Raw genomic sequence first — 23,313 nt, 5'->3', positions numbered from 1 at the left:
CCACGCTCACTAGGAGACCCTGCAATGCGCCGCGCCCTGATCCTCGCCTCGACCGCCCTCGCTCTGTGGGGTGCAGGGCGTGCCACGGCGCAGGATCAGGGCACGGCGCTGCCGACCGGGCAAACACTCACCCCGCTTGCCGCGCCGGGCGCACGCTTCGCACCGCTGGTGGCGCGCACCGGCCCCAACCCGGCATACGTCGCCGATGGCGCGGCGGCGATCGCGGTAAGCCCGAATGGGCGCGAGATGCTGGTGCTCACCAGCGGTTTCAACCGCTATAACGGCCCCGACGGCAAGCTCGTCCTGGCCCAATCCGGCCAATATCTGTTCCGCTACCGCATCGACGCCAAGGGGCCGACCTGGCTCCAGACGCTGACCATGCCCAACAGCTATTCGGGGGTCGCCTGGTCGCCCGATGGCACGCGCATTCTGGTGGGCGGCGGGGTCGATGACGTCGTCCATGTCTTCGCAAAAGGTGCCAGCGGCACCTTCGCCAGCGTCGGCAAGCCGATCCCGCTCGGCCATAACAAGACCGGCAATGGGTCTGAGGTGTTGCCGCAGGCGGCAGGCGTCGCGATCAGCCCTGATGGCACGCGTGCGCTGGTCGCCAATTATTACAATGATTCGGTCAGCCTGATCGATCTGAAGCGCGGCACCGTGCTGGTCGAACAGGATTTGCGCCCGGGCAAGATCGACGCCGCGCAAGCTGGGGTTGCAGGCGGCGAAAATCCGTTTGCGATCGTGTGGCGCGACGCCACCCATGCCTATGTCTCCGCCCCGCGCGACCGGCAAATCGTCGCACTGGAGGTGACCGGCGACGCGATCAAGGTTGCCACGCGCATCGCGACGCTGGGGCCGCCAACGGCACTGCTGCTCGATACAAAGGCACGGCGGCTCTATGCGACCGAGGACAATGCCGACCGGCTCGCCGTGATCGACACCGCGCAGGATCGGTTGGTGATGGAACCTCGCCTCGGCTTGCCCGATGCGCTGGGTGCAACGCCGGGCAAAGGCGTAAACCCCAATGCCCTGGCGCGCCTGGCCGACGGGCGGTTGCTGGTGACCTTTGGCGGGATCAACGCGCTGGCGGTGGTGGCACCGGTCGATCAGGGGATGCAAGTCCAGGGGCTGATCCCGACGGGCTGGTATCCGAGCGCCGTCGCAGTCAGCGCGCAGGGCAATCACGTCTTCGTCGTCAACCGCAAGAGCCCGCCCGGCCCCAACCCGCTTGGCTGCGCGCCGAAACTGGCGGTGCAAAAGGCGCAACCGACCGCGTGCGGGGCCGCCAACCAATATATCTTCCAGCTCGAAAAGGCCGGGCTGCTCGATTTCCCGCTGCCCGCCCCCAAGGCGCTGGTCGCGACGACGCTGCAAGTCGCGCGCAACATCGGCCTCGATGCCGCCCCGGCGCGCGCCGCCGCCGAAGCGAAACTGGCGGCGCTGCGCGCGCACATCAAACATGTCGTGTTCATCGTGAAGGAAAACCGCACCTACGATCAGGTGTTGGGGGATCTCGAAAAGGGCAATGGTGACCCCAAATTGGCGATCCTGGGGCAGGCGCTGTCGCCCAACCATCATCAGCTTGCGCGCCAGTTCGTCACGCTCGACAATTTCTATGACAGTGGTGAGCAATCGAGCACCGGCTGGACCTGGACCACGGCGGCGCGGGTGCCCGATCTGCTCGAAAAGAACGCGCCGGTAAACTATGCGCAGCGCGGCCTGGCCTATGAAGCCGAGGAAGCCGATCGCTCGATCTACACAGCCCTTACCCCGACGGAGCGCCGCGCGGTCAACCCCAAGGCACCGACCGACCCCGATGTGCTGCCCGGCCCCGCCTTGCTGACCGCGCCCGATGGCGATGACGACGCCAGCGCTGGTCAGGGCTTCCTGTGGAATGCGGCAATCCGCGCCGGGCTGAGCGTGCGCAATTACGGGTTTTCGGATGCGTCGATCTACGACAAAGGCGAGCCCGGCGCGAAGCCGCTGGAGCGCGAACCCGCCAAGACCGGCACGCGCATCTACACCCCGGGCGACCGCCTTCTCGCCAGCCGCAGCGACCCGTATTTCCGCGGCTTCGACCAGAAGATGCCCGATTACTGGCGGATGCTCGAATGGCAGCGCGAGTTCGACGCCGCCGACACGGCGGGCACGGTGCCCGCGCTCACGCTGTTGCGGCTCAGCCATGACCATTTCGGCGACTTCAAGGAGGCGATCGACGGGGTGAACACGGTCGAGACCGAGATGGCCGACAATGATTACGCCGTCGGCCGCGTGATCGAGCGGATCGCCGCCAGCAAGGTCGCCGATTCGACCGTGGTGTTCATCATCGAGGACGACGCGCAGAATGGGGCCGACCATGTCGATGCCAGGCGCAGCATCGCCTTCGTCGTCGGCGCGCATGTCAAGCAGCAGGCGCTGGTGTCGACGCGTTACACCACCGTCAGCCTGTTGCGGACGATCGAGGCGCTGCTGGGGCTGAAGCCGCTTGGCTTGAACGATGCGCTCGCGCTGCCGATGGCGGACGTGTTTGACATGACCGCAACGCCGTGGAGCTACCGTGCGACGGCGGCTTCGGTATTGAAGACCACGGCCTTGCCGATCCCCGACGACCGCTATGGCGTCGCCACGCGCGTCTGCCCAACGCACACCGCGCAATATTGGGCGGACGCGATGCGGGGGCAGAATTTCGCGCAGGAGGACCGGCTGGATACCGCCGCGTTCAACACCGCTTTGTGGCGCGGGCTCGGCAGTGGACCGGAGCCGGTGGTGCGCAGCGGGGCCGATCTGCGGTTCGGTCGGAACCTTGTGGCGGCCACCGGGGCGACGTGTTCCTAAAGTCGGAAAATCGCAGCACCGCTGGCGGGCGTTTGCCCGAGCTTTGCGGCGCTACTGGACGTTGCGTGCTTGAGCCAATGCCACCGTCGCGTCCAACAGGTGATCGTCGCCTTTATTGGGATCGACACCCGGGGGAGCCAGCGCCACTCGCACCGCCGCGAGAACACTCCCTGACTTCCGGATCGCGGTAAAGAGATCCGCCCATTCGCGCCAAACCACCTTGACCGGATTGGCCTCCGCCGCGCGGCCCTTCAGACCAAACTCTACCGGCTCGTCGGCGCGCTCCGGCCGAAAGGTGCCGAACACACGATCGAAAAGGATCAGCACGCCGCCATAATTGCAATCGAGATATGCCTCATTGCGACCATGATGCGCGCGGTGATGCGATGGCGCGTTCAGTACCCATTCGAGCCGACCCAGTGACAGCGGTGCCTCTGTATGAAGAAAAAACTGGTACCGGAGATTGGCCGTCAACAACACCACGATCAGCCGTGGATCAAATCCCACGAGAATAAGCGGCACGTAAAACAGCCAGCCGCCCGAAAACACATTGGTCCAACCAAGCCGCAGCGAGGAGAGCAAGGTCATTTCTTCGGCTGAATGATGGACGGCATGGGTCGCCCACATCCAGCGGACACGATGGCTCGCTCGGTGAAACCAATAATATGCGAACTCCACGAACAGAAAGCCCGCCGCCCATGTCCGCCAGTCACCGAGCGGAAGGTGGATGGGCGCGATTTTCCACGCGACCGAATAAACAACACCAAGGACAGCGGCGTTGAGCGCTGCCGCAGGGATATTGCCGGCCACCAGGCCGATTGTCGTCATCGCGGTGCTCCGGTCGTAACCGCGCCCCGCACCGACTCGCCAGACAATCTCGGTCAACACCATCGCCACCCCGACGACGAGGATAATCGGTGACCCGGTGATCAGCGTTTCCATGTCATTGGTTCCGCATCTGTGCGAGGCCGGCCCGCAAGGTCGCCATTTCCGAGCGATCGATCACTCCGTCGTGATTGGCATCGGCCCGATCGAACACCGGCATGGGCGCGTTGGCGAGTTCTGCGCGGGTCACCACGCCATCGCCATTGGCATCGGCATTGGCGATAAAGTTTTGAAACGTCTTCTGGATGCTCGGTCGGAAGCGCGCAATCGCGGGAATGTCCGCCGCGCTGACGACGCCGTCACCATTACGATCGAACCGTGCAAAATTGGCCATGCGCGCAGCGGCAAATTCCGCGCGCGTGATTTGCCCGTCGTGATTGGTGTCGATCCGATCGACATCCTGTGCGGCCGCTGCGGTAGCGAGCGAAAGCAGTCCAGCGAGCGCGATCAAAGATTTCATCTTCATATCCGTTCCTGCGAAAAAACGGGTCCGACGGCAGCCTCTCAAGGGCCGAAAGCGCCGCCGGACCCTGTTCGGGTACCTTATTGGGGGATTTTGGTCACGGTACCCGAAACCGTGTGCGACTGGCCGTTGGGGCCGGTTGCTGTCGTCGAAAAGCTGCCGCTGCCGTCACCGTTGCTGGTTGCGGTGGTCGAGCGACCAAATGTCGTGCCATTGTTCAGCGTGGTCGCCTTGCCGCCATTATACGTGCCGTTGGACCAGGTTCCGCCGCGCGTGGTCGTCGCACCGGCACCCGAATTTGTCTGGATTCCGCGCGTTACCGTGCTGCTGCCCGTTTGGCGATTGACGCTGCGCGAGGCGGTGCCGCCGTGATTGGCACCCTGGATCGAAATCGATCCGCCGCGGCGCTGTGCGTCGGCAGGGGCCGCAGCCAAGCTTGCCATCATCCCAACGCCTGCAAGAATCGTAACCATCGACTTTTTCATACAATCGGCTCCATTTTCGGTTTTACCGGACGGGGGCTGTCCGATGACCTGCTTTTGCCGCAGTTCCGTAAGCGCGGTGCGTAGCGCAGATGATATTATGTAAAGAAACGTAATCGCGGCCTCGCCCCCGCTTTGCCAAAGCGGCAACCCAATGCATGGATACGGTATGGATACGCAGACCGTGATCGCTGTGGTTGAAGATGATGCAGAGATCGGGCCGCTGGTGGCGGGCCTGCTGCGCCGCGAGGGCTTCAACGCGGAACTTTGTGCGTCTGGCGCGGCGTTCGATCGGCTGCGGGCGCGCCGCCGCGTCGACCTGGTCGTGCTCGACCTGATGCTGCCAGGTGAGGATGGCCTTTCCATCTGCCGGCGACTTCGCGCGGAAGGCGAGGTGCCGGTGTTGATCGTAACGGCGCGGGGCGATGATATCGATCGGATCGTCGGGTTGGAAATCGGCGCGGACGACTATCTACCCAAGCCTTTCAACCCCCGCGAACTGGTTGCGCGCATCCGGGCGATTCTGCGCCGAACCCGAGACCGGCATCGGGTCATGGCGTTGCCGGTGGGCGAGCGCTGGGATGTCGGAGGTTTCATGGTCGATACGACGACACGCACGCTCACCGATCCCGAGGGCATCGACATTCCCTTGACCGGCGGCGAATTCGATTTGCTTGTCGCCTTTGTGCGCCATCCGCGACGGGTCTTGTCCCGCGATCAATTGCTGGACTGGACGCGCGGGCGTGACGCACAGCCCTTCGACCGCAGCATCGACGTGCAGGTCGGCAAGCTCCGCCGCAAACTGGCGGCGCATCCGAAGGGCGATGTCCTTATCAAGACGGTCCGCGGCGGTGGCTATTGCCTCGCCGCGCCGGTTGAGCAGCGGTAATCGATGCGATGCAACGCGGGACGCTGCCCTTTCGGATCGCGGTAGCGCTGGTCATCGGCTTCGTTGCCTTACAATTGGGCGTCTTTGTCCTCACCAGTCTTTCGGTCGGCGGAAAATCACACAGTACGATCGGGCTGCCAACCACCACGCAAACGCGAACGATGGTCGATATCATTGAGGCGGCCCCCGCCATACGGCGACCAGCTATCGCCGAAGCGTTTGATGGTGCCCTTTATCACGTCTTGGTCGAAAACGGCCCGCTGCCTCCGTCCATCGAAAGCTTGCAGGGGATAAGCATTGGGCAAAGGTACAGCGCGGCCTTGCCCGGGCACAACCTGTCCGTCACCGGGCGCGTTGCGCGGATGCCGACGATCGCTGCGCTAAACCCGTGGCCGGGATGGATCAGCGACCCACTAGCGGTGCACATCGCGCTGGCGGGCGACCAACCTACCATGCTGACCATCGTCAGCCAGCCTTCGGAGCCAATCCTGGCATTGCTGCGGCAACGCGCGGGACTACTCGGCTTTGGTGGGCTGGTGGCGCTCGCTGCCCTTGCACTGGCAGTTCGCGCGACGACCCGCCCGATCGTCCGACTTGCCCGCGACATTCGGACTTTTGCCGGCCGACCCGAAACCCCCGATCTAGTCGTTTCCGGCTCCTCCGAGCTACGCGATCTCGCCCAAGCCTATAATGACATGAAGGCCCGCATCGCTGAGCTGATGGGCGAACGGACGCGCATTCTGGCCGCGATCGCGCATGACATGCGCACTTATCTGACACGCTTGCGGCTCCGCGTGGACTTCATCGATGATCAAGAGCAGCATGATCGCGCGACCCACGATCTCGAAGAAATGTCAGCGCTACTCGACGACACGCTGCTCCTGGCGCGCCCGGAGCAGCCGCGCTTCGCCGATCCCCGCATCCTAGACCTCTCGGCTGAAATCGCCCGGATCGCGGCCATTCATAACGAACTGGGTCACGCAGTCACGGTTGGTCATTGCGTGGAATACGCTTGGGTGGAGGCGTCACCCTTGGCGCTGCGTCGAATCCTGGCCAATCTGATCGACAATGGTTTGCGGCATGGCAACAGCGTCACCCTCGCTATATGGCGCGAACCGACACAATGGCGGACCGAAGTCTCCGATGACGGCCCTGGCGTACCGTCGGCTGAGATCGGTCGTCTGGGCCGGGCATTTGGGCGGATCGACCCTTCGCGTGACCGGGCGACCGGCGGTGCCGGGCTAGGGTTGGCCATCGTCCGCGCGCTGGTGCAGGCGCAGGATGGTGAGATTGCCTTTGCCAATGCCGCGCACGGGGGCCTCGTCATCAGCATCTGGTTCAAAATCGCGAGCAAGCTGGACGATCACCAACCCGCCGCGCTCGGCGCGCAAACCTTGTCGATATGTCGCGAAAACCAAGAGGATGGCGTGGTGGAGCTGAGGGGAATCGAACCCCTGACCTCTGCAGTGCGATTGCAGCGCTCTCCCATCTGAGCTACAGCCCCGCACCACGCCCCGGCCCTCTTTTCAGGCGGGAATGCCGCCTTAACGGGGCTTTTCCGCCGATGCAACATGCCGCAATCGCACCTGCGCCCTTTTTCGTTGCCAAAGCGCGTGCCACGACATACCCCACCTTCGAAAACACGATGGAGGAATGCCGATGTCCCGCGCCTGGAGCCTGAAATCCCGTCCCAATGGTATGCCCGTGGCAAGCGATTTCGAACTGATCGATTTGCCCACGACCGCGTTGAACGACGGCGAAATGCGCATCGCCAATCGCTGGCTGTCGGTCGACCCGTATATGCGCGGGCGCATGAACGACGTGAAATCCTACGTTCCGCCGTTCGCGCTCGGCGAACCGATGCAGGGCGGCGCGATCGGCGAAGTGATCGAGAGCCGTGCCGAGGGGTTTGCGGTCGGCGATGTGGTGCAACATTTTCTGGGCTGGCGCGATGAGGCAGTACTGCCTGCGACACAGGTCCAGAAGCTGCCCGCACTCGGCGTACCGCCACAACAATTTCTGGGTTTGCTGGGGATGCCGGGAATGACCGGCTATTTCGGCCTGCTGCATGTCGCCGAGGCTAAGGCAGGCGACGTGGTGTTCGTCTCGGCGGCGGCAGGCGCGGTCGGATCGACCGTGGTGCAAGTCGCCAAGGCGAGCGGCATGACGGTAATCGGCTCCGCTGGCGGTGCCGACAAATGCGCGCTGGTAAAGGGGCTCGGTGCCGATGCGGTGATCGATTACAAGAGCGAGGGGCCGTTGCTCAAGAAGCTGCTGGCGGCGCTGCAGGGGCTCGGCAAGGACGGCATCGACGTGTATTTCGACAATGTCGGTGGCGAGCATCTCGATGCCGCGCTGGCGACCGGCAATCTGCACGCACGCTTCGCGATTTGCGGCATGATCGACATCTACAATACCTCCAAGCCGACCGAACTGCGCTATCTCGCGCGGCTGATCGGGATGCGCATCCGCATGACCGGGCTGCTGGTCAGCGACCATATGGGCAAGACGGCGGAGTTCTACCGTGTAATGGGCGGCTGGCTGGCCGAGGGCAAATTGAAGAATGAGGAAACCGTGTTCGAAGGCCTCGACGCGATGCCCGATGCGTTTTTCGGCCTGTTCACCGGCGGCAACACCGGCAAGATGCTGGTAAAGCTCTGATCCTTGGCCCTCTCCCGCGCCAGCGGGAGAGGGCTTTCGTTTCCCTCAGAGCGCGCCCGAAAAGGTATCGCACTGATTGGGGTCACCCGTCTCCATCCCCTTGCGCAGCCACGCCATGCGCTGCGCCGAGGTACCGTGGGTGAAGCTGTCGGGCACCACGCGCCCTTGCGATTCCTGCTGCAACGTATCGTCGCCAATCGCGTGCGCCGCAGTCAGCCCTTCCTCGAGATCGCCCGGATCGAGCCGATCCTTGTTCTGCGCGGCCCACACGCCGGCATAGCAATCCGCCTGCAATTCCAGTTTGACCGAGGCCTGATTGCCCTGAACTTCACTGCCGCGTTGCTGGATCGCCGCCACCTTGTCCGACGTGCCCAGCAAATTCTGGATGTGATGGCCAAATTCATGCGCAATCACATAATCCTGCGCGAAATCGCCCTTCGCCCCGAAGCGATTGGCCAGTTCATCGAAAAAGCTGGTGTCGAGATAGATGCCCTGGTCGCGCGGGCAATAAAACGGCCCCATCGCGCTCTGCGCCGCCCCGCAACCCGAGCGGCCATCACGCGCATAAAAGACCAGCTTGGGCGGCGCGAAGCGCGCGCCGAGCAGCTTTGCCCAAGTCTTGTCGGCCGAACTGAAGGCATTGCAGGCAGCGAGGCTCTGCGCGTTCAGGCGGCAACTAGTTGCCGTGTCGGTGCCCGCCTGCTGTTGGCCGACCTGCGCGGTCGGCGCGGACAGTTGCCCGCCACCCCCGCCGCCGAGCATCCCCAGCCCACCGCCGAAAAAGAACAGCACCGCCAGCAACACGGCGACGCCGCCGCAGCCGAATCGGCTGAACACGAGCGGCAGCAAGCCGAAGATCAGCCCGCCGCCGCCACCGCCGCCAAAGCCGCCAAAACCGCTGCCGCCGCCCTGACCGCGTTGATCCTCGACGTTGATGTTGGGGTCGAAATCGTCGAGGCGCATCGCAAGGGGTCCTGAGGTCGTTGCCGCTGCCGCATGAATGCGCGGGGACGGCGCTGGTTGCAACGGCTATGGCACGCTTGAATGACGTCCATTTCATCAAACTGTCGTTGATCCTGCAGCGCAACGCGCGCATGTCCGGCGCATGGCCGATTCCGAGACGATCACGCCCAAGCGCCGCTCCAAGGCGCTGCCTTTGCCCGAGTGCGTGGCGTTGGTGTTGCAGGGCGGCGGCGCGCTCGGCAGTTATCAGGCGGGCGTGATCGAAGGGCTCGCCGCGAGCGAGATCGAGATCGATTGGGTCGCGGGGATTTCGATCGGCGCGATCAACGCCGCGATTGTCGCCGGCAACCCGCCGGCGCTGCGCGTGCAGCGGCTGAACACCTTTTGGGACCTGATGACCTCGGCGCTGCCGAGCTTCCCGCTCTTCCCCAATGACCATATCCGCGAATTCGTCCACGAATGGTCGGCGGGATTCGTGCTCGCGGCGGGCGTGCCAGGGTTCTTCAATCCCCGCTTCCTGTCGCCAATGTTCGCCGTACCCGGCACACCCGAAGCGATCAGCTTCTACGACAGCGCGCCCTTGGAAAAGACGCTGAACGACCTGATCGACTGGGATTTGCTCAACAACGGCCCGGTGCGGCTGTCAGTTGGCGCGGTCGATGTCGAAAGCGGCAATTTCAACTATTTCGATACGACCGAAACCAGGATCGATGCGCGCCACATCATGGCCTCGGGCGCATTGCCGCCGGGCCTGCCCCCGATCGAGATTGACGGGCGGCTGTGGTGGGACGGCGGGCTGGTGTCCAACACTCCGCTGACGCACGTGCTCGACCATCAGCAGGGTCCGCTGCTCGCTTTTCAGATCGACCTGTTCGCGGCGGCGACCGAGCGACCTCGCACGATCATGGATGTGATGGCGCGCGAAAAGGAAATCCGCTTCTCCAGCCGCACCCGGCAAGTATCCGACCAGGTCATGCGCATCCGCCGCGACCGCGAACTGGCACGGCGCGTGCTCGCCAAATTGCCCCCGGAACTGCACGACGACCCCGACGTTATCGCGCTCAAGGCGCAGTCGAACGAGGATCCCGTCAACCTCGTCCACCTGATCTACCGCGCCAATGCCTGGGAGGGCGGCAGCCGTGATTTCGAATTTTCCGCCCGCACGATGCGCGAGCATTGGGAAGCAGGACAGGCAGCGGTCGCCGAGACGATGGCCAATGCCGAGCTGGTCGCCGAGAATATCGAAACCGGCCGCAGCGCCGCCTTCGATTTGACCGTGAAGCACCCCACTCTACCAACCCTTTGAATCGCAACGGAGACTCCGCCATGTTCCTCAAGGGCAAGACTGCCATCATCACCGGTTCGACCTCGGGCATCGGCCTTGAATATGCCAAGGTCCTCGCCGCGGAAGGTGCAAGCGTCGTCATCAACGGTTTTGGCGATGCCGCCGCGATCGAGATCGAGCGCGCCAAGCTGGAAGCGACCAGCGGAGCGAAGGCGCTGTACGACGCCGCCGACATGACCAAGCCCGAAGCGATCGCCGCGATGGTGAAGCGCTGTCACGATGAACTGGGTGGCCCCGACATCATCGTCAACAATGCCGGCATCCAGCATGTCGCCAAGATCGAGGATTTTCCGGCCGACAAGTTCGAGGCGATCATCAAGATCAACCTCAATTCGGCCTGGTACATGATGCAGGCGGCAGTGCCATTCATGAAGGCGAAGAAATGGGGCCGAATCATCTCCACCGCCTCGGCGCATTCGCTCGTCGCCAGCCCCAACAAATCGGCCTATGTCATGGCCAAGCACGGCCTTGCCGGGCTGACCAAGACGATCGCGCTGGAAACCGCGACCGACGGTATCACCGTCAATTGCATTTCGCCGGGCTATGTGTGGACGCCTTTGGTCGAAAATCAGATCCCCGATACGATGGCCTCGCGCGGGCTGACACGCGATCAGGTGATCAACGAGGTCCTGCTCGAAGCGCAGCCGACCAAGGAGTTCGTGACGGTCGATCAGGTCGCCGCGCTCGCCTTGTTCCTGTGCCGCGACGAGGCGAAGTCGATCACCGGCGCGAACCTTTCGGTCGACGGCGGCTGGACGGCGGCCTGATCGGGTAGCCATGGCCTTGGCAACCTCAGGTCGGCATGGTTAGGTATAGCCCTATCGCAAAAGGGGATCGGTCGCTTTGAAGGTTTTAGCCCGAATCCTTGGGTCCGTCTTATGCGCGCTGCCCGCCGCACTGCTCGCTGGGTGCGGCGGCAAAGCCAGCAAGACGGTTGAAGTCAGCATTGCCCCACCGCGATCGCTGCGCGGCACCGCAGCCGCCGAGGTTGACTGGCGGCACGTGGCAACTGCGGAAGACCGGACGCGCTTGCGCAACTGGCGCCAGGCGTGGATCGATGCCCTGGCCAAGGCGCAAGGCAGCGCCAAGGCGGCGGTTGTCGCCTCGGATTCGCTGCTGTTCGACCCCGACCGTGCGCTGAGCGGGGCAATGCCGCCGCCCGGCAACTATCTGTGTCGCGTCATTAAATTGGGTGCGAACGGCACCGCGATGCACGATGTCACCACGTACCCACCGGTCGATTGCAAGGTCGACGATGAGGGCGAGGTGTCGAGCCTGTACAAGGTTTCCGGCGCACAGCGTCCGGTCGGGCTGCTGTTCCCGGATTCGCAGGCGCGCACGATCTTTCTGGGAACGATGGTGCTGGGCGACGAGACCAAGCCGCTGAGCTACGGCCAGGACAGCAACCGCGACATGGCCGGCTATCTCGAACGGATCGGCGAAAAACGCTGGCGGCTCGTGCTCCCGTATCCGCGCTTCGAATCGTTGCTTGACGTGGTCGAGATCGTCCCCGCCCCCAAGCGTTAACGGGGCGGCCCCGCCGGAAGCGTAGTGGCATTCTCGCGCTTTTCCGGCCGGATGTAGATGGACGACAACATCGGTTCGGCGGCCTTCAGCTCGGTCTCGATCGTCTCGATCAGCGTCTCCGCCTCGCCCATCGTGATCTGATCGCGAAAATCGGCGCTGATCGCGACGAAGATGCTGTCGGGCGCGGTGTGGATGGTGCGGACATGGTTGACCGCAGTAATTTCGGGCCGTGCCGCGACGATCGCGCGGACCTTGGCCACCACCGCCGGATCAGCCCCCTCGCCGATCAGCAGACCCTTCGCCTCGCGCGCGAGCAGCGCCGCGACGATGCCGAGGATGACGCCGATCACGATCGACGCCGCGCCATCAATGCGCGGGTCGCCCCACATCTGGCTGGCCCATACGCCAATCCCGGCGACGATCAGACCCGCAATCGCGGCCGAATCCTCGAACAGCACGATAAATTCTGCCGGGTCCTTCGACTTGCGGATCGCCGCCCACCAGCCCTTGCCGCGATTGGCGGCGGCAAATTCGCGCACCGCGATGAACCACGATCCCCCCTCCAGCGCGAACGAAACGCCAAGCACGATATAATTGACCAGCGGATCGTGCAGCGGTTCTGGCTCCAGAATGTGGACCCAGCCTTCGTAGATCGACACGCCCGCGCCGACGCCGAAGATCAGGATGGCGACGACGAAGCTCCAGAAATACAGCTCGCGCCCGTAGCCGAACGGATGGGCTTCATCCGGCGGGCGACGCCCGCGATGCTGGCCGTACAGCAGCAGGAGCTGGTTGAAGCTGTCGACGACCGAGTGGAACCCTTCGGTCAGCATCGCCGAGGAACCGGTGATCGCCGCAGCCACGAATTTGGCCAGCGCAATGCCGAGATTGGCGAACAGCGCCGCGATGACAACGAAATTGGTTCCACCTTGCTTGGATGCCGACATGGATTTCCCTATTTTTGGACCCCGACCTTTGGAGATGGCCAACGCATAGCGCGGCGGCTCGGCAGCAAACAGCCCAACCGTCACACACTTTATTGACACCGGTATCAACGCGGTTAATCTTATCCACGACAACAAGAATCCGCGGCGACGGATCGGTAGAGGATGCCGGGAGGAAGGGACGAAGCGACGCGCGGAGCAAGGGCCCCGCACGCGAAACGCCCTGGATCACCCGCAAATCAGAAGTGCAACCGTACCGGTCGGCAGGAAACCCCTGCATGACACCGGTGTCTGGTATGGAACGTTGATACAGGGGAGAGCGATCATGACCATCAAAGCGGTGTTATTGGTAACGGCAGCAGCCTTGGCGCTGGTCGGCTGCGGGGATTCGAGCAACGGCGGCGGCGTTGCTGTCGTTGGTGGTGGCACCACCGGGAGCACGCCGACGCCAAGCCCGGCGACGCCAGCGCCAACGCTTGCGTCCTCGCTGGGGGCCGATGGCTGGGCGGCGACCGGCACCGGCACGACCGGGGGTGACGGCGCGGTGGCGGCCAAGACCTATACCGTCACCAATCGCAACGAGTTGATCCAGGCGCTCTACGGCAACACCGCCACGATCGCCGCCGATGGCAGCTATACCGGCACGCTCGATCCGGCGAAGAAGCTGATTTACGTGAAGGGGCGGATCAGCCTCAACGTCAACCAGGCGCTGACCGAACAGACCGCCGACGATTACATCAAGGGCAGTTGCGCGAGCACGACCTATGGGTTCACCGCCGAGGCCGCGCTAACCACCGCCTATCTCGCCGCCTATCGCCCGAGCGTATACGGCAATGCCAGCTTGCCGGTCGGCAATCCCGAGAGCGCGCGCGTCTGTGCGGCGGCGCTGCAAAAGAAGGTCGTGCAGATCTTCGTGCCGTCGAACACCTCGATCATCGGCCTGGGCAGCGATGCCAAGCTCGTCCATGGCAACCTGATCCTCGGCACCAGCAGCGCACCGATCGACAATGTCGTGGTGCGCAACATCACCTTCGAGGATGCGTTCGACTTCTTCCCGCAATGGGACCCGACCGATTCCACCACCGGGCGCTGGAACTCGGCCTATGATCTGATCTCGGTCCTGTATGCGACGCATGTCTGGATCGACCACAGCACCTTCAGCGACGGCGCACGGATCGACCGCCTCTATCCCTCGGTATGGACCGAGACGGTCGGGGCGGTGAATTACACCGGCAGCGACTTCAAGGTGCAGCATCATGACGGGCTGATCGACGTGACCAAGCTCGGCAATCTCGTCACGATTTCGAAGAGCTATTTCTTCGGCCATGACAAATCGTTCCTGATCGGCGGCACCGACACCGCGAGCAAGACAGCAGAAAACCCGAGCGTGCTGAAGGTGACCTTCCACGACAATTATTTCCAGGGCCTGCGCCAGCGCATGCCGCGCGTGCGCTTCGGCCAGGTCCATGTGTACAACAATTATTATGAGGTCTCGCTCGACCAAACCGCCGACGAACCCTTCCTGGTGGCCTGGACCGTCGGGCAAAGCGGCAAGATCATCGCCGAGAACAACGCCATCATCACGCCGGGAACTGCGGGGACCGTCAGCAATCTGTGGAGCATTTCGGTCAGCGCCGCGCGCACCAGCGGGTGCATCACCACGGGTTACACCGCCGATGATTGCGCATCGACCTTCGCCGATTCGGGCACGCAGTTGAACGGCGTTACCGTGGATGTCACCACCCCGCTGCGCGCCTCCAATGCTGCCGTCACCGCCAGCACCTGGTCGCCCGCCGCCAATTACAGCTATGTGCTCAAGCCGACCACCGGGCTGATCGGCACCGTCATCGCCAATGCGGGCGCGGGCAAGCTCTGACACCAGGGCCGACCGAACACGGGCGCGTGCGTAGTTTCCGAAGCTACCACGCGCTCACTGCCGACGGATAGTGGCGGGATGCACGCCCCCGCCCCCGGCTCCCCCACCGCGCCGTTTTGGACGCGCTCTGTTGACGCGCTGTGTACCGAGCTCGACTGCAGCCATGACGGGCTAACCACCGCGCAGGCCGATGCGCGGCTCGCGCATTATGGCCAAAATGCCGATGCGACGGTCCGCCAGACCGGGCTGTTCCGCGCAATCGTCCGCCGCCTGTTCGAGCCGCTGTCGCTGATCCTGCTCGTCGCGGCGATTGTGTCGATTTCTACTGGCGACTCCGTGGGCGGGACGATCATCGTCGCCATTCTGGCGATCTCGATCGGGCTTGAGGCGGTGCAGGAACGGCAGGCGCTGGGCGCGGCGGCGGCGCTGCGGCGGACGGTGGCGCTGAAGGCCGAAGTCAAGCGCGACGGCCAATTCGTGCAGATTGCGGTCGAGGGCGTGGTGCCCGGCGACGTGATGCGCGTGCGCGCGGGCGACATCATCCCGGCCGACGGGCTGGTGCTCGATAGCGATGCGTTCACCGCCAATGAGGCGGCGCTGACCGGCGAGCCCTATCCGGTGGAAAAGCGCCCCGGCACGGTGACCGGCGAGACGGCGGGCGAGGCGTCGAACGCGCTGTTTCGCGGCGCGGTCGGCCAGACCGGCGAGGCAATCGCCTTGGTCGTCCATTGCGGGGCAGCGACCGTGTTTGGCGGCGCGGCGGCGGCGCTGGACGAAGCGACCGAACTCTCCCCCTTTCAGCGCGACTTGCGCAGTTACGGGCTGCTCACCGCGCGGCTGACGATCGTGCTGGTCGTGGTGGTGCTGGCAACCAGCGTGTTCTTCGGGCGACCGGCGCTGCAATCGCTGATGTTCGCGGTCGCGCTGGCGGTGGGGCTAACGCCCGAATTGCTGCCGATGATCACCACCGTCACGCTGTCGCGCGGCGCGATGCGGATGGCCAAGCGCAAGGTGATCGTGAAACGGCTGGCGTCGATCCACGATCTCGGCGCGATGACGGTGCTGTGTACCGACAAGACCGGCACGCTGACCTCGGCTGAAATCACGCTCGCGCGCAGCCTGTCGCCCGCCGCCGCGGAAGACCCACGCACGGCGCGGCTGGCCGCGATTGCCGCATCGCTCGGCGGGGATCGCGGCGCGCTCGACGCGGCGCTGCTGGCCGCCGCGCCCGCTGCGGATACGGGCTGGACGCTGGTCGGACGCCACGCCTTTGATTTCGCGCGGCGGCTGGGATCGGTCGTCGCCAGCGGCCCCGAAGGCACGATCCTGATCGCCAAGGGCGCGCCCGAAGCGATCCTCGCTTTATGCACGTCGAGTCAGGGCGGCAGCGCGATGGGCGCGGCGGAACGTACCGCCGCGCTGGCGCAGGTCACGGCGCTCGCCGGGCGGGAAGGCCTGCGGACCATCGCAGTGGCATCGCGCGCCTGGACCGGCCCCGCGCAAACCGTTTCGGCGGCGGATGAGACCGGCCTCGTCTTCGAGGGCCTGTGCGCCTTTGCCGATCCGCCCAAGGCGACCGCCGCCGCAGCCATCGCCCGGCTGGCGGCGGCGGGAATCCGGCTGAAGATCCTGTCGGGCGATGATCCAGTGGTGGTCAAGCGGCTGGCCGGACTGGTCGGCATGAAGGCGGACCGCGTGCTGTCGGGCGCGGACATCACGCACCTGTCCGACGACGCGCTTGCGGTGCAGGTGCGGCATGTCGACGCCTATGGGCGGCTCGCGCCCGACCAAAAATCGCGCATCGTGCGGGCATTGCAGGCGCGCGGTGCTGTGGTCGGCTATCTCGGCGACGGCATTAACGATGCCCCGGCGCTGAAGGGGGCCGATATTGGCCTGTCGGTCGCGGGTGCCACCGGGGTTGCCCAGGCGGCGGCGGACATGATCCTGCTCGACAGCGATCTGGCGGTCGTCGCAGACGGTGTCGAGGAAGGGCGGCGGACCTTTGCCAACATCCTGAAATACATCCGCATGGGGGCCAGTTCCAACTTCGGCAACATGCTGTCGATGGCGGTGGCGTCGTTCTTCCTGCCGTTCCTGCCGATGTTGCCGACGCAGATCCTGCTCAATAACCTGCTCTACGACGTGTCCGAAATCGGCATTCCGTTCGACACCGTCCGCGCCGAGGCGATTGCGAAGCCGCAAGTGTGGAACCTGCGCGACCTGGTGAAATTCGCGGCGATCATGGGGCCGCTCTCCTCGCTGTTCGACTTGCTCACCTTTGCCGGGCTGGTGCTGCTGTTCCACGCGGCACCACCCGAATTTCGCACCGCCTGGTTTCTGGAATCGATGGCGACGCAAGTGCTGGTGATCTTCATCATCCGCACCAATGGCAGGCCCTGGGCGAACCGCGCGAGCCCGATCCTGACGATGACGTCGCTCGGCGCGTTACTGGTGGCGCTTGCCCTGCCCTTCACGCCGCTGGCGCACTGGCTGGGCTTCCAGACACCGCCGCTGGCGATGACGGGCGGGATCGTGGCGGTGGTGGTCGCCTATCTGGTCTGTGCGGAACTGCTGAAAGGCATCGCGATACGGCCCAGCCGCGCGACCCGCCACGCGCATCAACGCGGGCCGATACCCCGGTGAGCGTCGCGGGATCGCGAGAAAATCTCCCAGGTCGCGATGAACATCGCCGCGATCACCGGCCCCACCACCAGCCCGTTAAACCCAAACAGTTCCAGGCCACCAAAGGTCGAAATCAGCACGACATAATCGGGCATTTGCGTGTCGCGCCCGACCAGGATCGGCTTCACCACATTATCAACGCTGCTGATGATGAAGAACCCGCACAGCGCCAGCGCGATCCCCTGCCAGATCGCCCCGGTTGCCAGCAGATAGAGCGCCATCGGCACCCACACGATGCCCGTACCGATCGCCGGCAGCAGCGAGAACGCGCCCATCAGCACGCCCCACAGCAACGCGCCACCAATGCCGAGCCCCCACACGATCAGCCCGCCGATCAAGCCCTGCAGCACCGCGACGACCAGACTGCCCTTGATCGTCGCGCGCACGACGGCGGCGAATTTGTCGAATAGCGCACGGCGATATTCGGGCAGCAGGGGGATGGCATGTTCGACCTTGGCGACGATCGTGCGTCCGTCGCGCAACAGGAAGAAGCAGAGGTACAGCATGATGCCGAGCGTCGCCAAAAGCCCGAACACGCTTTGCCCGAGGCTGAATGCGCGGCCCGCCAGCGAATCGAAGCTCTTGACCGCCCCGTCCGCGATCCGCGCCCGCACCGCCGCAAAATCGGTGAGGCCATAGCCCGCCAATTGCTGTTGGACCCAGTTCGGCAAGCGGCCCTCAATCTGGAAGAACACGAGATCGAAATCGATCTTGCCCGATTTGATCTTGGCGTAGAGCCCCGCCGCCTGTTGCAGCAGCGCCCCGCCCAGCAGCACCGTCGGCAAGATCACCGCGAGCAGGATGACCAGCAGAGTCAGCACGGTCGCAAGGTTGCGACGACCGCTAAGCGTGGCGGTCAGCCAATCGGTCAGCGGGGCGAACACGATCGCGGCAACCACCGCCCACACGATCGCCCCGAAAAAGGGCGCGATGAGCCAGGCGAAGACCAGCGACACGATCATGAGGAACGCCAGGAAGAACCCGCGCTCGAGCGAGAAGCCGCGTGAATCGGGTGCGATCATGCCGTCGCCGGACGCGCGATTGCGCCACGCCCCATGATCGCGCGCACCACCGGCTTGCACAGTTCGAGCAGGACCAGAAGGCCCGCCCCCAGGCCAAGCGCAAACACCATGTCGATCCACGCGATCGACCCGAATTTCAGCAAGGTTTGCGCGGCGGGCAGGAAGAAGATCAGGCTGGCGATGATGACGATCGCCGCCAGCACGGCGCGCAGCGCACTGTTGTGCCGCGCGAACGCCTCGATGATCGACGCGCCGAACGATCGGTTCACGAGGATCAGCGCGAGGATTTCGGCAATCAGCGAGAAGAAGATCAGCGCACGCACCTCCGCCTCGGGCATCCCGCCCTGCACTTCCAGCAGGAACACCGTCGCCAGCATGGCAAAGGCCAGCCCGCCCTGGAACACGCCCCAGGCGATCATCGTCACGGAGAAGAGCGGTTCATTCGGGTCGCGTGGCGGGCGTTGCATGATGTCTCTTTCCCCGCGCTCGGCCTCGAACACAAGCGCGCAGACCGGATCGATCACCATTTCCAGCAACGCGATATGGATTGGCCCGAACAGGATCGGCATTCCGAACACCAGCGGCAGCAGCGCCAGCCCGGCAATCGGCACATGCACCGCGAAGATGAACGCCATCGCCTTGCGAATATTGTCATAGATCCGTCGGCCGAGCGCGACCGCTTGCACGATCGCGCCGAAATCATCGTCGAGCAGCACGATCGCCGACGCCTCGCGCGCGACATCGGTGCCACGCTTGCCCATGGCGATGCCGATGTGCGCGGCCTTCAGCGAGGGTGCGTCGTTGACCCCGTCCCCCGTCATCGCCACCACTTCGCCATCGGCCTTGAACGCCTGGACGATGCGCAATTTCTGTTCGGGCATGATGCGCGCGAACACGGTGATGGTCTTCAACCGCGCCGCCAACGCGGCATCGTCGAGCACGGCCAGTTCATCGCCGGTCAGCACATCACCATCGGCAATGCCCGCCTGCGCCGCGATCGCCTTGGCGGTGGCGGCATAATCGCCCGTGATCATCGCCACACGGATCCCAGCCGAGCGACATTCGGCAACCGCCGCCTTCACCGTCGGGCGCAGCGGATCGGCGAGCCCGACCAAACCGATCAGGTCGAACGCGAAGCCTGCCTGCGTCTCCGGCCAGTCGGTATCGGCGGCGACCGCCGTCGCCACGCCGAGCACGCGAATGCCGCGCGCCGCCATTCGGTCGACCGCGAGCGTCATACGGTCGCGCTCGCTGGGCGTTAGCTTGCACAGATCGGCAATCGCCTCGGGTGCGCCCTTGGTCGCGACAACCAGCCGGTCGTCATCGGTGCGCCAGACATTGGACATGGCGAGCAGATCGGGCCGCAGCGCATAGCCATGAACGTGGGTCCAGACCGGCTCCGAGGGTGCGCAAACCTCGACATGCGCCTGATGCAGCGCGATTTCCATCGGGTCGGACGGTTCCACCGCACTGGCCCGCGCGGCCATGCCCACGATCGGCCCGTAATCGGCAAAGGCGCAGGGTGCCTCCCCCAGCGTCGCATCCTCGCCCGAGGCCAGCCACAAGGCGACCACCGACATCCGATTTTCGGTCAGCGTGCCAGTCTTGTCGGTACACAGCACCGTCGCCGACCCCAGCGTCTCGATCGCCGCCGCGCGCCGCGTCAGCACGCCGACCGCGCCGATCCGCCACGCCCCCATCGCCAGGAAGATGGTGAGCACGACCGGAAATTCCTCGGGCAGCATCGACATGCCGATCGCGATCCCGGCGAGGATCGCCTCGATCCAGCCGCCGCGCAGCACGCCGAACAGCACCACCACCGCCAGCGCCACCGCGCCCCCGCCGATTGCGCACCAGGTGACGATGCGGGTGGTTTCGCGCTGGAGCCGAGGCGCCTCGGTATCGAGCGTGGCAAGCGACTGGCCGATCTTTCCGATCTCGCTGCGCGGCCCCGTCGCGGTCACCTCGGCGATGCCGCTGCCGCGCGCGACCAGCGTGCCAGAATAGACATAGGGCTGATCCTCGCCACCGGGACGATGCGCGGTGGCAGGAGCATCGGCGTGAGCCGCCTTGCCAACCGCCAAGGATTCGCCGGTCAACAGCGATTCATCGGCTTGAAGATCGTGCGCGCTCAGCAAACGTCCATCGGCCGCAATGCGATCGCCTTGCTCCAGCACCAGCACATCGCCGCACACCACCTCGCGGCCCGGAATGCGCACGCGCTCGCCGCCGCGGATGACCAGGGCGCTTGGTGCCGACAAATCGCGCAACGCTTCCAGCACATGCTCGGTGCGGGTTTCCTGGATCACCGTCAGGACAACCGAGAAGCTGGCAAAGGCGAGCAGGATCAACGCCTCGGTCAAATCCCCCAGCAGCAGATAGGCGACGCCACCCGCCAGCAGCAACGCGAACATCGGCTCGTGCAGCACCTCGAACGCGATCCGGAAGGCCGAGCGCCGCCCGGCGCGGGGCAAGGCGTTGGGCCCGTCGCGCGCGAGGCGATCGGCGGCTTCGGCAGGCGAAAGACCAGCGGGTGCGGGCGTCATCATCATGGTGGCTTCCCCCGACACCGTATCGCCGGTGACACGCTCCTGCGGACAGCGCAGGGTGCTCGCGCAAGAATAGCACCAGCAATGCCGCGTCGCGCCCGTGGCTGCTATGCGTGCTTTCCCCTAGCCCCCGCCGCAGGGAGAGCGGGCAGGATCACCGCAAGCGCAGCCCGACCCACAGCGTGCGCGGCGTGCCCAGGTCGATCGATCCGGCGGCATTGCGCGTCACCACCGTTTCATCAAACAGATTCTCGCCCCGCAGAACCACCGCGACATGGCGACCGACCGGCACCGTCACCACCCCGTCGAGCGTGGTCGCGGCGGGCAGCACATCGGTCTGCAGATCGTCCTCATATTGCCGCCCGACATAGCGCGCGGTCAGCGACGCGCTCCATCCGCGCAGCCCTGCCCAGCCGAGTGTCGCGCTCGCGCTATGCCGGGGGCTTTGCGCAGGGGCAAAGCCGCCCAGCTGCGCCGATGCGCCCGAGGCATGGACCGTACTGTCGCTAAAGGCATAAGACAGGTCGAGCGCAAGCGCGCCACGCTTTGCGTGCGCCGTCACCTCCACCCCACGCGCGACGATCGCATCGACATTCTGCCGCTGGCGAAGGTTGGTCGCGATCGTGACATTGGCGATCGCTCCCTCCAGCCGATTGTAGAAGGCCGTGACACCCAGGGTGAGGCCCGCGAATGGTTTCAAGTCGAAGCCCCCCTCGAACCCGCGCAACCGCTCCAGTCCGAGCGCGGCATTGGCCTGGGTGGTGACGGGAAAGACGACAAACGGCCGGTACAACTCGTTCAGCCTCGGTAGACGAAAGCCGGTATAGGCCGCCGCGCGCACCGCCACCGCATCGCTCGCCTGGAACAGCGCGCCCGCGCGCCCGGTCCCCTCCACCCCCGCGCGATTGGCAAAGCGCGTGTCGGTCATCACCCGACCGCTCGCGCTGGCCTCGCGGAAAAAGCCATCGCTGATCGTCCAGCGATCAACACGCCCTCCTGCTGTCAGGACCAGTCGACCGATCGTCCAGTCATCCTCTAAAAACAGACCGGTGGTACTGGTCCGGCCGCCGGCGGTGCGTCGCGTGGTGACGGCGCCACTTGCGGCATAGGCATCCTCATAGAGCGTCCCCTCGCCAAAGCGCGCATCCACCCCGATCCGCAGGAGATGATCGGGCCCGACGGGCGGGCGCAGCTCGATCTTCCCGCCAATCCCGGTCGCGGGCGTATTGCGCTGGTCGAGCGTCAGCCTGGCAGTGGTCGCGCTGATGACGCGGTTGGTGAAATTGCGCGCCTGAACATAGGCCAGCGCATCCACCGCCCAGCCACCGCGATGAATCAGCCGGACGCTGGCGTCCTCGCCTTGTGAACTGCTGTCCGCACCCGCAAAGCGCAGTGTACGATTGTCGCGGAACAGCAGACCACTGGCCTGCACTTCGGTTTCGGGATCCAGCGGCACCACCGCACGCACGCTCCCGGACCAGTCGCGATAGCGCGCCCGTGCGCTGGCGGCGGTGCGCTGGGCGAACGGCGTCGTGAAGAAACCGTCGCCGCGCTCGACCTTGCCAGACAGGCTGACGAAACCACTGCCGACGTCGGGCGAGACACTCCCGGACGCTTCGACGGCCGAATTGCTGCCGTAAAAGACCTCGCCCCAAACCGGCGGCAAATCGCGCCGCGTTGCGCTCGCCAGTTCGATCGTGCCCGCCACCGCGCCTGCGCCGAACGCGCCCGCCCCGCCGCCGCGCGTGACGCGCACGCCCGACAGCCGATCCGCCGCCAGCGCGTTGAACGGAATGTAGCCGAAGAACGGGTCGGCCAGCGGCACCCCGTCCAGCAACAGCAGGGCCCGACTGGAGGCATTGCCGCCCAAGGCACGCAGCGTGACACCCTGGGCCGACGGGTTGGCCGAACGGCTGTCCGCCCGGCGAAATTGCTGAAAGCCCGCAACGTCGGCCAGCACATCCTCAACCCGGCCCGAGGCATCGCCCGTCAGCCGCGCGCGATCGATCGCCACCGTCCCATAAGCGGGCACGCCAGGCGGCAGTGGCAAGGACTGGCCGAGCACGACGATATCGGCCGCATCCGGCACCGGCGACGATTGGGCAACCGCCGCGCCCGGCGCGATCAGCGCCGCCAGCGCCAACCCGGACACAGCATTCGCGCGGGTGGGCCTGCGCTTCCCTGCAGAGC

17 protein-coding genes, 1 tRNA gene and 1 pseudogene are annotated in these 23,313 nt (G+C 65.1%); 9 read left to right on the top strand and 10 right to left on the bottom strand.

Annotated elements, in window-relative coordinates; all coding sequences use genetic code 11:
- The first annotated feature begins 24 nt into the window (after positions 1-24).
- Positions 25-2,835, top strand: a complete 2,811-nt coding sequence (locus ON00_RS17325; protein ID WP_010408055.1) for a bifunctional YncE family protein/alkaline phosphatase family protein — start codon at positions 25-27, stop codon at positions 2,833-2,835.
- Positions 2,836-2,886: 51 nt separating this feature from the next.
- Here ON00_RS17325 and ON00_RS17320 read toward each other — a convergent pair whose 3' ends face one another.
- From ON00_RS17320 to ON00_RS17310, 3 genes are all read right to left on the bottom strand, one after another.
- Entirely contained in the window at positions 2,887-3,777 is an 891-nt protein-coding gene (locus tag ON00_RS17320; RefSeq protein ID WP_010408053.1) for a sterol desaturase family protein, read from the bottom strand.
- A gap of 1 nt (position 3,778) precedes the next feature.
- Complete coding sequence (locus ON00_RS17315; protein ID WP_169313346.1) at positions 3,779-4,180, bottom strand: EF-hand domain-containing protein; 402 nt, start codon at positions 4,178-4,180, stop codon at positions 3,779-3,781.
- Positions 4,181-4,263: 83 nt separating this feature from the next.
- Positions 4,264-4,626 (bottom strand): hypothetical protein, encoded by a 363-nt coding sequence (locus ON00_RS17310; protein WP_245535599.1) that lies wholly within the window; start codon positions 4,624-4,626, stop codon positions 4,264-4,266.
- Between the two features lie 208 nt (positions 4,627-4,834).
- Between ON00_RS17310 and ON00_RS17305 the strand changes: the two genes are divergently transcribed.
- Together ON00_RS17305 and ON00_RS21420 are read left to right on the top strand one after the other, a co-directional pair.
- Positions 4,835-5,554 (top strand): response regulator, encoded by a 720-nt coding sequence (locus ON00_RS17305; protein WP_010408042.1) that lies wholly within the window; start codon positions 4,835-4,837, stop codon positions 5,552-5,554.
- An 8-nt stretch (positions 5,555-5,562) separates the two neighbouring features.
- Positions 5,563-6,840 (top strand): annotated as a pseudogene (locus ON00_RS21420) (sensor histidine kinase); the annotation flags it as partial.
- Here ON00_RS21420 and ON00_RS21255 read toward each other — a convergent pair.
- Both ON00_RS21255 and ON00_RS17290 read right to left on the bottom strand, forming a co-directional pair.
- The gene (locus tag ON00_RS21255) at positions 6,796-6,945 is read right to left on the bottom strand and encodes a hypothetical protein (protein ID WP_154651362.1); all 150 of its coding nucleotides are present in this window, start codon (positions 6,943-6,945) and stop codon (positions 6,796-6,798) included. The pseudogene ON00_RS21420 and the gene ON00_RS21255 sit on opposite strands and share 45 nt — an antisense overlap.
- A 37-nt stretch (positions 6,946-6,982) precedes the next feature.
- Positions 6,983-7,058 (bottom strand) — tRNA-Ala (locus ON00_RS17290).
- Between the two features lie 155 nt (positions 7,059-7,213).
- Here ON00_RS17290 and ON00_RS17285 point away from each other — a divergent pair.
- Positions 7,214-8,215 (top strand): NADP-dependent oxidoreductase, encoded by a 1,002-nt coding sequence (locus ON00_RS17285; RefSeq protein WP_029623058.1) that lies wholly within the window; start codon positions 7,214-7,216, stop codon positions 8,213-8,215.
- Between the two features lie 45 nt (positions 8,216-8,260).
- Here ON00_RS17285 and ypfJ read toward each other — a convergent pair whose 3' ends face one another.
- Complete coding sequence (ypfJ, locus tag ON00_RS17280) at positions 8,261-9,178, bottom strand: KPN_02809 family neutral zinc metallopeptidase (RefSeq protein WP_010408033.1); 918 nt, start codon at positions 9,176-9,178, stop codon at positions 8,261-8,263.
- A 142-nt stretch (positions 9,179-9,320) separates the two neighbouring features.
- Between ypfJ and ON00_RS17275 the strand changes: the two genes are divergently transcribed.
- The 3 genes from ON00_RS17275 to ON00_RS17265 all read left to right on the top strand — a co-directional run bounded on the left by ON00_RS17275 (position 9,321) and on the right by ON00_RS17265 (position 12,050).
- Positions 9,321-10,484 (top strand): patatin-like phospholipase family protein, encoded by a 1,164-nt coding sequence (locus tag ON00_RS17275; RefSeq protein WP_010408030.1) that lies wholly within the window; start codon positions 9,321-9,323, stop codon positions 10,482-10,484.
- A gap of 20 nt (positions 10,485-10,504) precedes the next feature.
- Positions 10,505-11,290, top strand: a complete 786-nt coding sequence (locus ON00_RS17270) for a 3-hydroxybutyrate dehydrogenase (RefSeq protein ID WP_010408027.1) — start codon at positions 10,505-10,507, stop codon at positions 11,288-11,290.
- A gap of 76 nt (positions 11,291-11,366) precedes the next feature.
- On the top strand, positions 11,367-12,050 hold the full coding sequence (locus tag ON00_RS17265) for a DUF4893 domain-containing protein (RefSeq protein ID WP_010408023.1): 684 nt from the start codon (positions 11,367-11,369) through the stop codon (positions 12,048-12,050).
- On the opposite strand, the gene ON00_RS17260 is transcribed toward ON00_RS17265, so the two are convergent.
- Complete coding sequence (locus ON00_RS17260; protein ID WP_010408021.1) at positions 12,047-12,997, bottom strand: cation diffusion facilitator family transporter; 951 nt, start codon at positions 12,995-12,997, stop codon at positions 12,047-12,049. The genes ON00_RS17265 and ON00_RS17260 overlap by 4 nt on opposite strands.
- A 322-nt stretch (positions 12,998-13,319) precedes the next feature.
- Between ON00_RS17260 and ON00_RS17255 the strand changes: the two genes are divergently transcribed.
- Entirely contained in the window at positions 13,320-14,870 is a 1,551-nt protein-coding gene (locus ON00_RS17255) for a polysaccharide lyase family 1 protein (RefSeq protein ID WP_010408019.1), read from the top strand.
- Between the two features lie 78 nt (positions 14,871-14,948).
- Complete coding sequence (gene mgtA / locus ON00_RS17250; protein WP_010408017.1) at positions 14,949-17,513, top strand: magnesium-translocating P-type ATPase; 2,565 nt, start codon at positions 14,949-14,951, stop codon at positions 17,511-17,513.
- On the opposite strand, the gene ON00_RS17245 is transcribed toward mgtA, so the two are convergent.
- The 3 genes from ON00_RS17245 to ON00_RS17235 all read right to left on the bottom strand — a co-directional run bounded on the left by ON00_RS17245 (position 17,489) and on the right by ON00_RS17235 (position 23,266).
- The gene (locus tag ON00_RS17245) at positions 17,489-18,574 is read right to left on the bottom strand and encodes an AI-2E family transporter (protein ID WP_029623056.1); all 1,086 of its coding nucleotides are present in this window, start codon (positions 18,572-18,574) and stop codon (positions 17,489-17,491) included. The genes mgtA and ON00_RS17245 overlap by 25 nt on opposite strands.
- Entirely contained in the window at positions 18,571-21,126 is a 2,556-nt protein-coding gene (locus ON00_RS17240; RefSeq protein WP_010408013.1) for a cation-translocating P-type ATPase, read from the bottom strand. Before ON00_RS17240 ends, ON00_RS17245 begins: the two co-directional genes overlap by 4 nt.
- A 151-nt stretch (positions 21,127-21,277) precedes the next feature.
- Positions 21,278-23,266: a TonB-dependent receptor gene (locus ON00_RS17235; protein ID WP_010408011.1), complete on the bottom strand. Its 1,989-nt coding sequence runs from the start codon at positions 23,264-23,266 to the stop codon at positions 21,278-21,280.
- Positions 23,267-23,313: the final 47 nt, after the last annotated feature.

Source organism: Sphingomonas echinoides ATCC 14820, from assembly GCF_000241465.1.
In the GTDB taxonomy this organism is placed as follows: Bacteria; Pseudomonadota; Alphaproteobacteria; order Sphingomonadales; family Sphingomonadaceae; genus Sphingomonas; species Sphingomonas echinoides.
The sequence above is the reverse complement of the archived record's forward strand: the minus strand, read 5'-3'. Positions and strand labels throughout refer to the sequence as shown.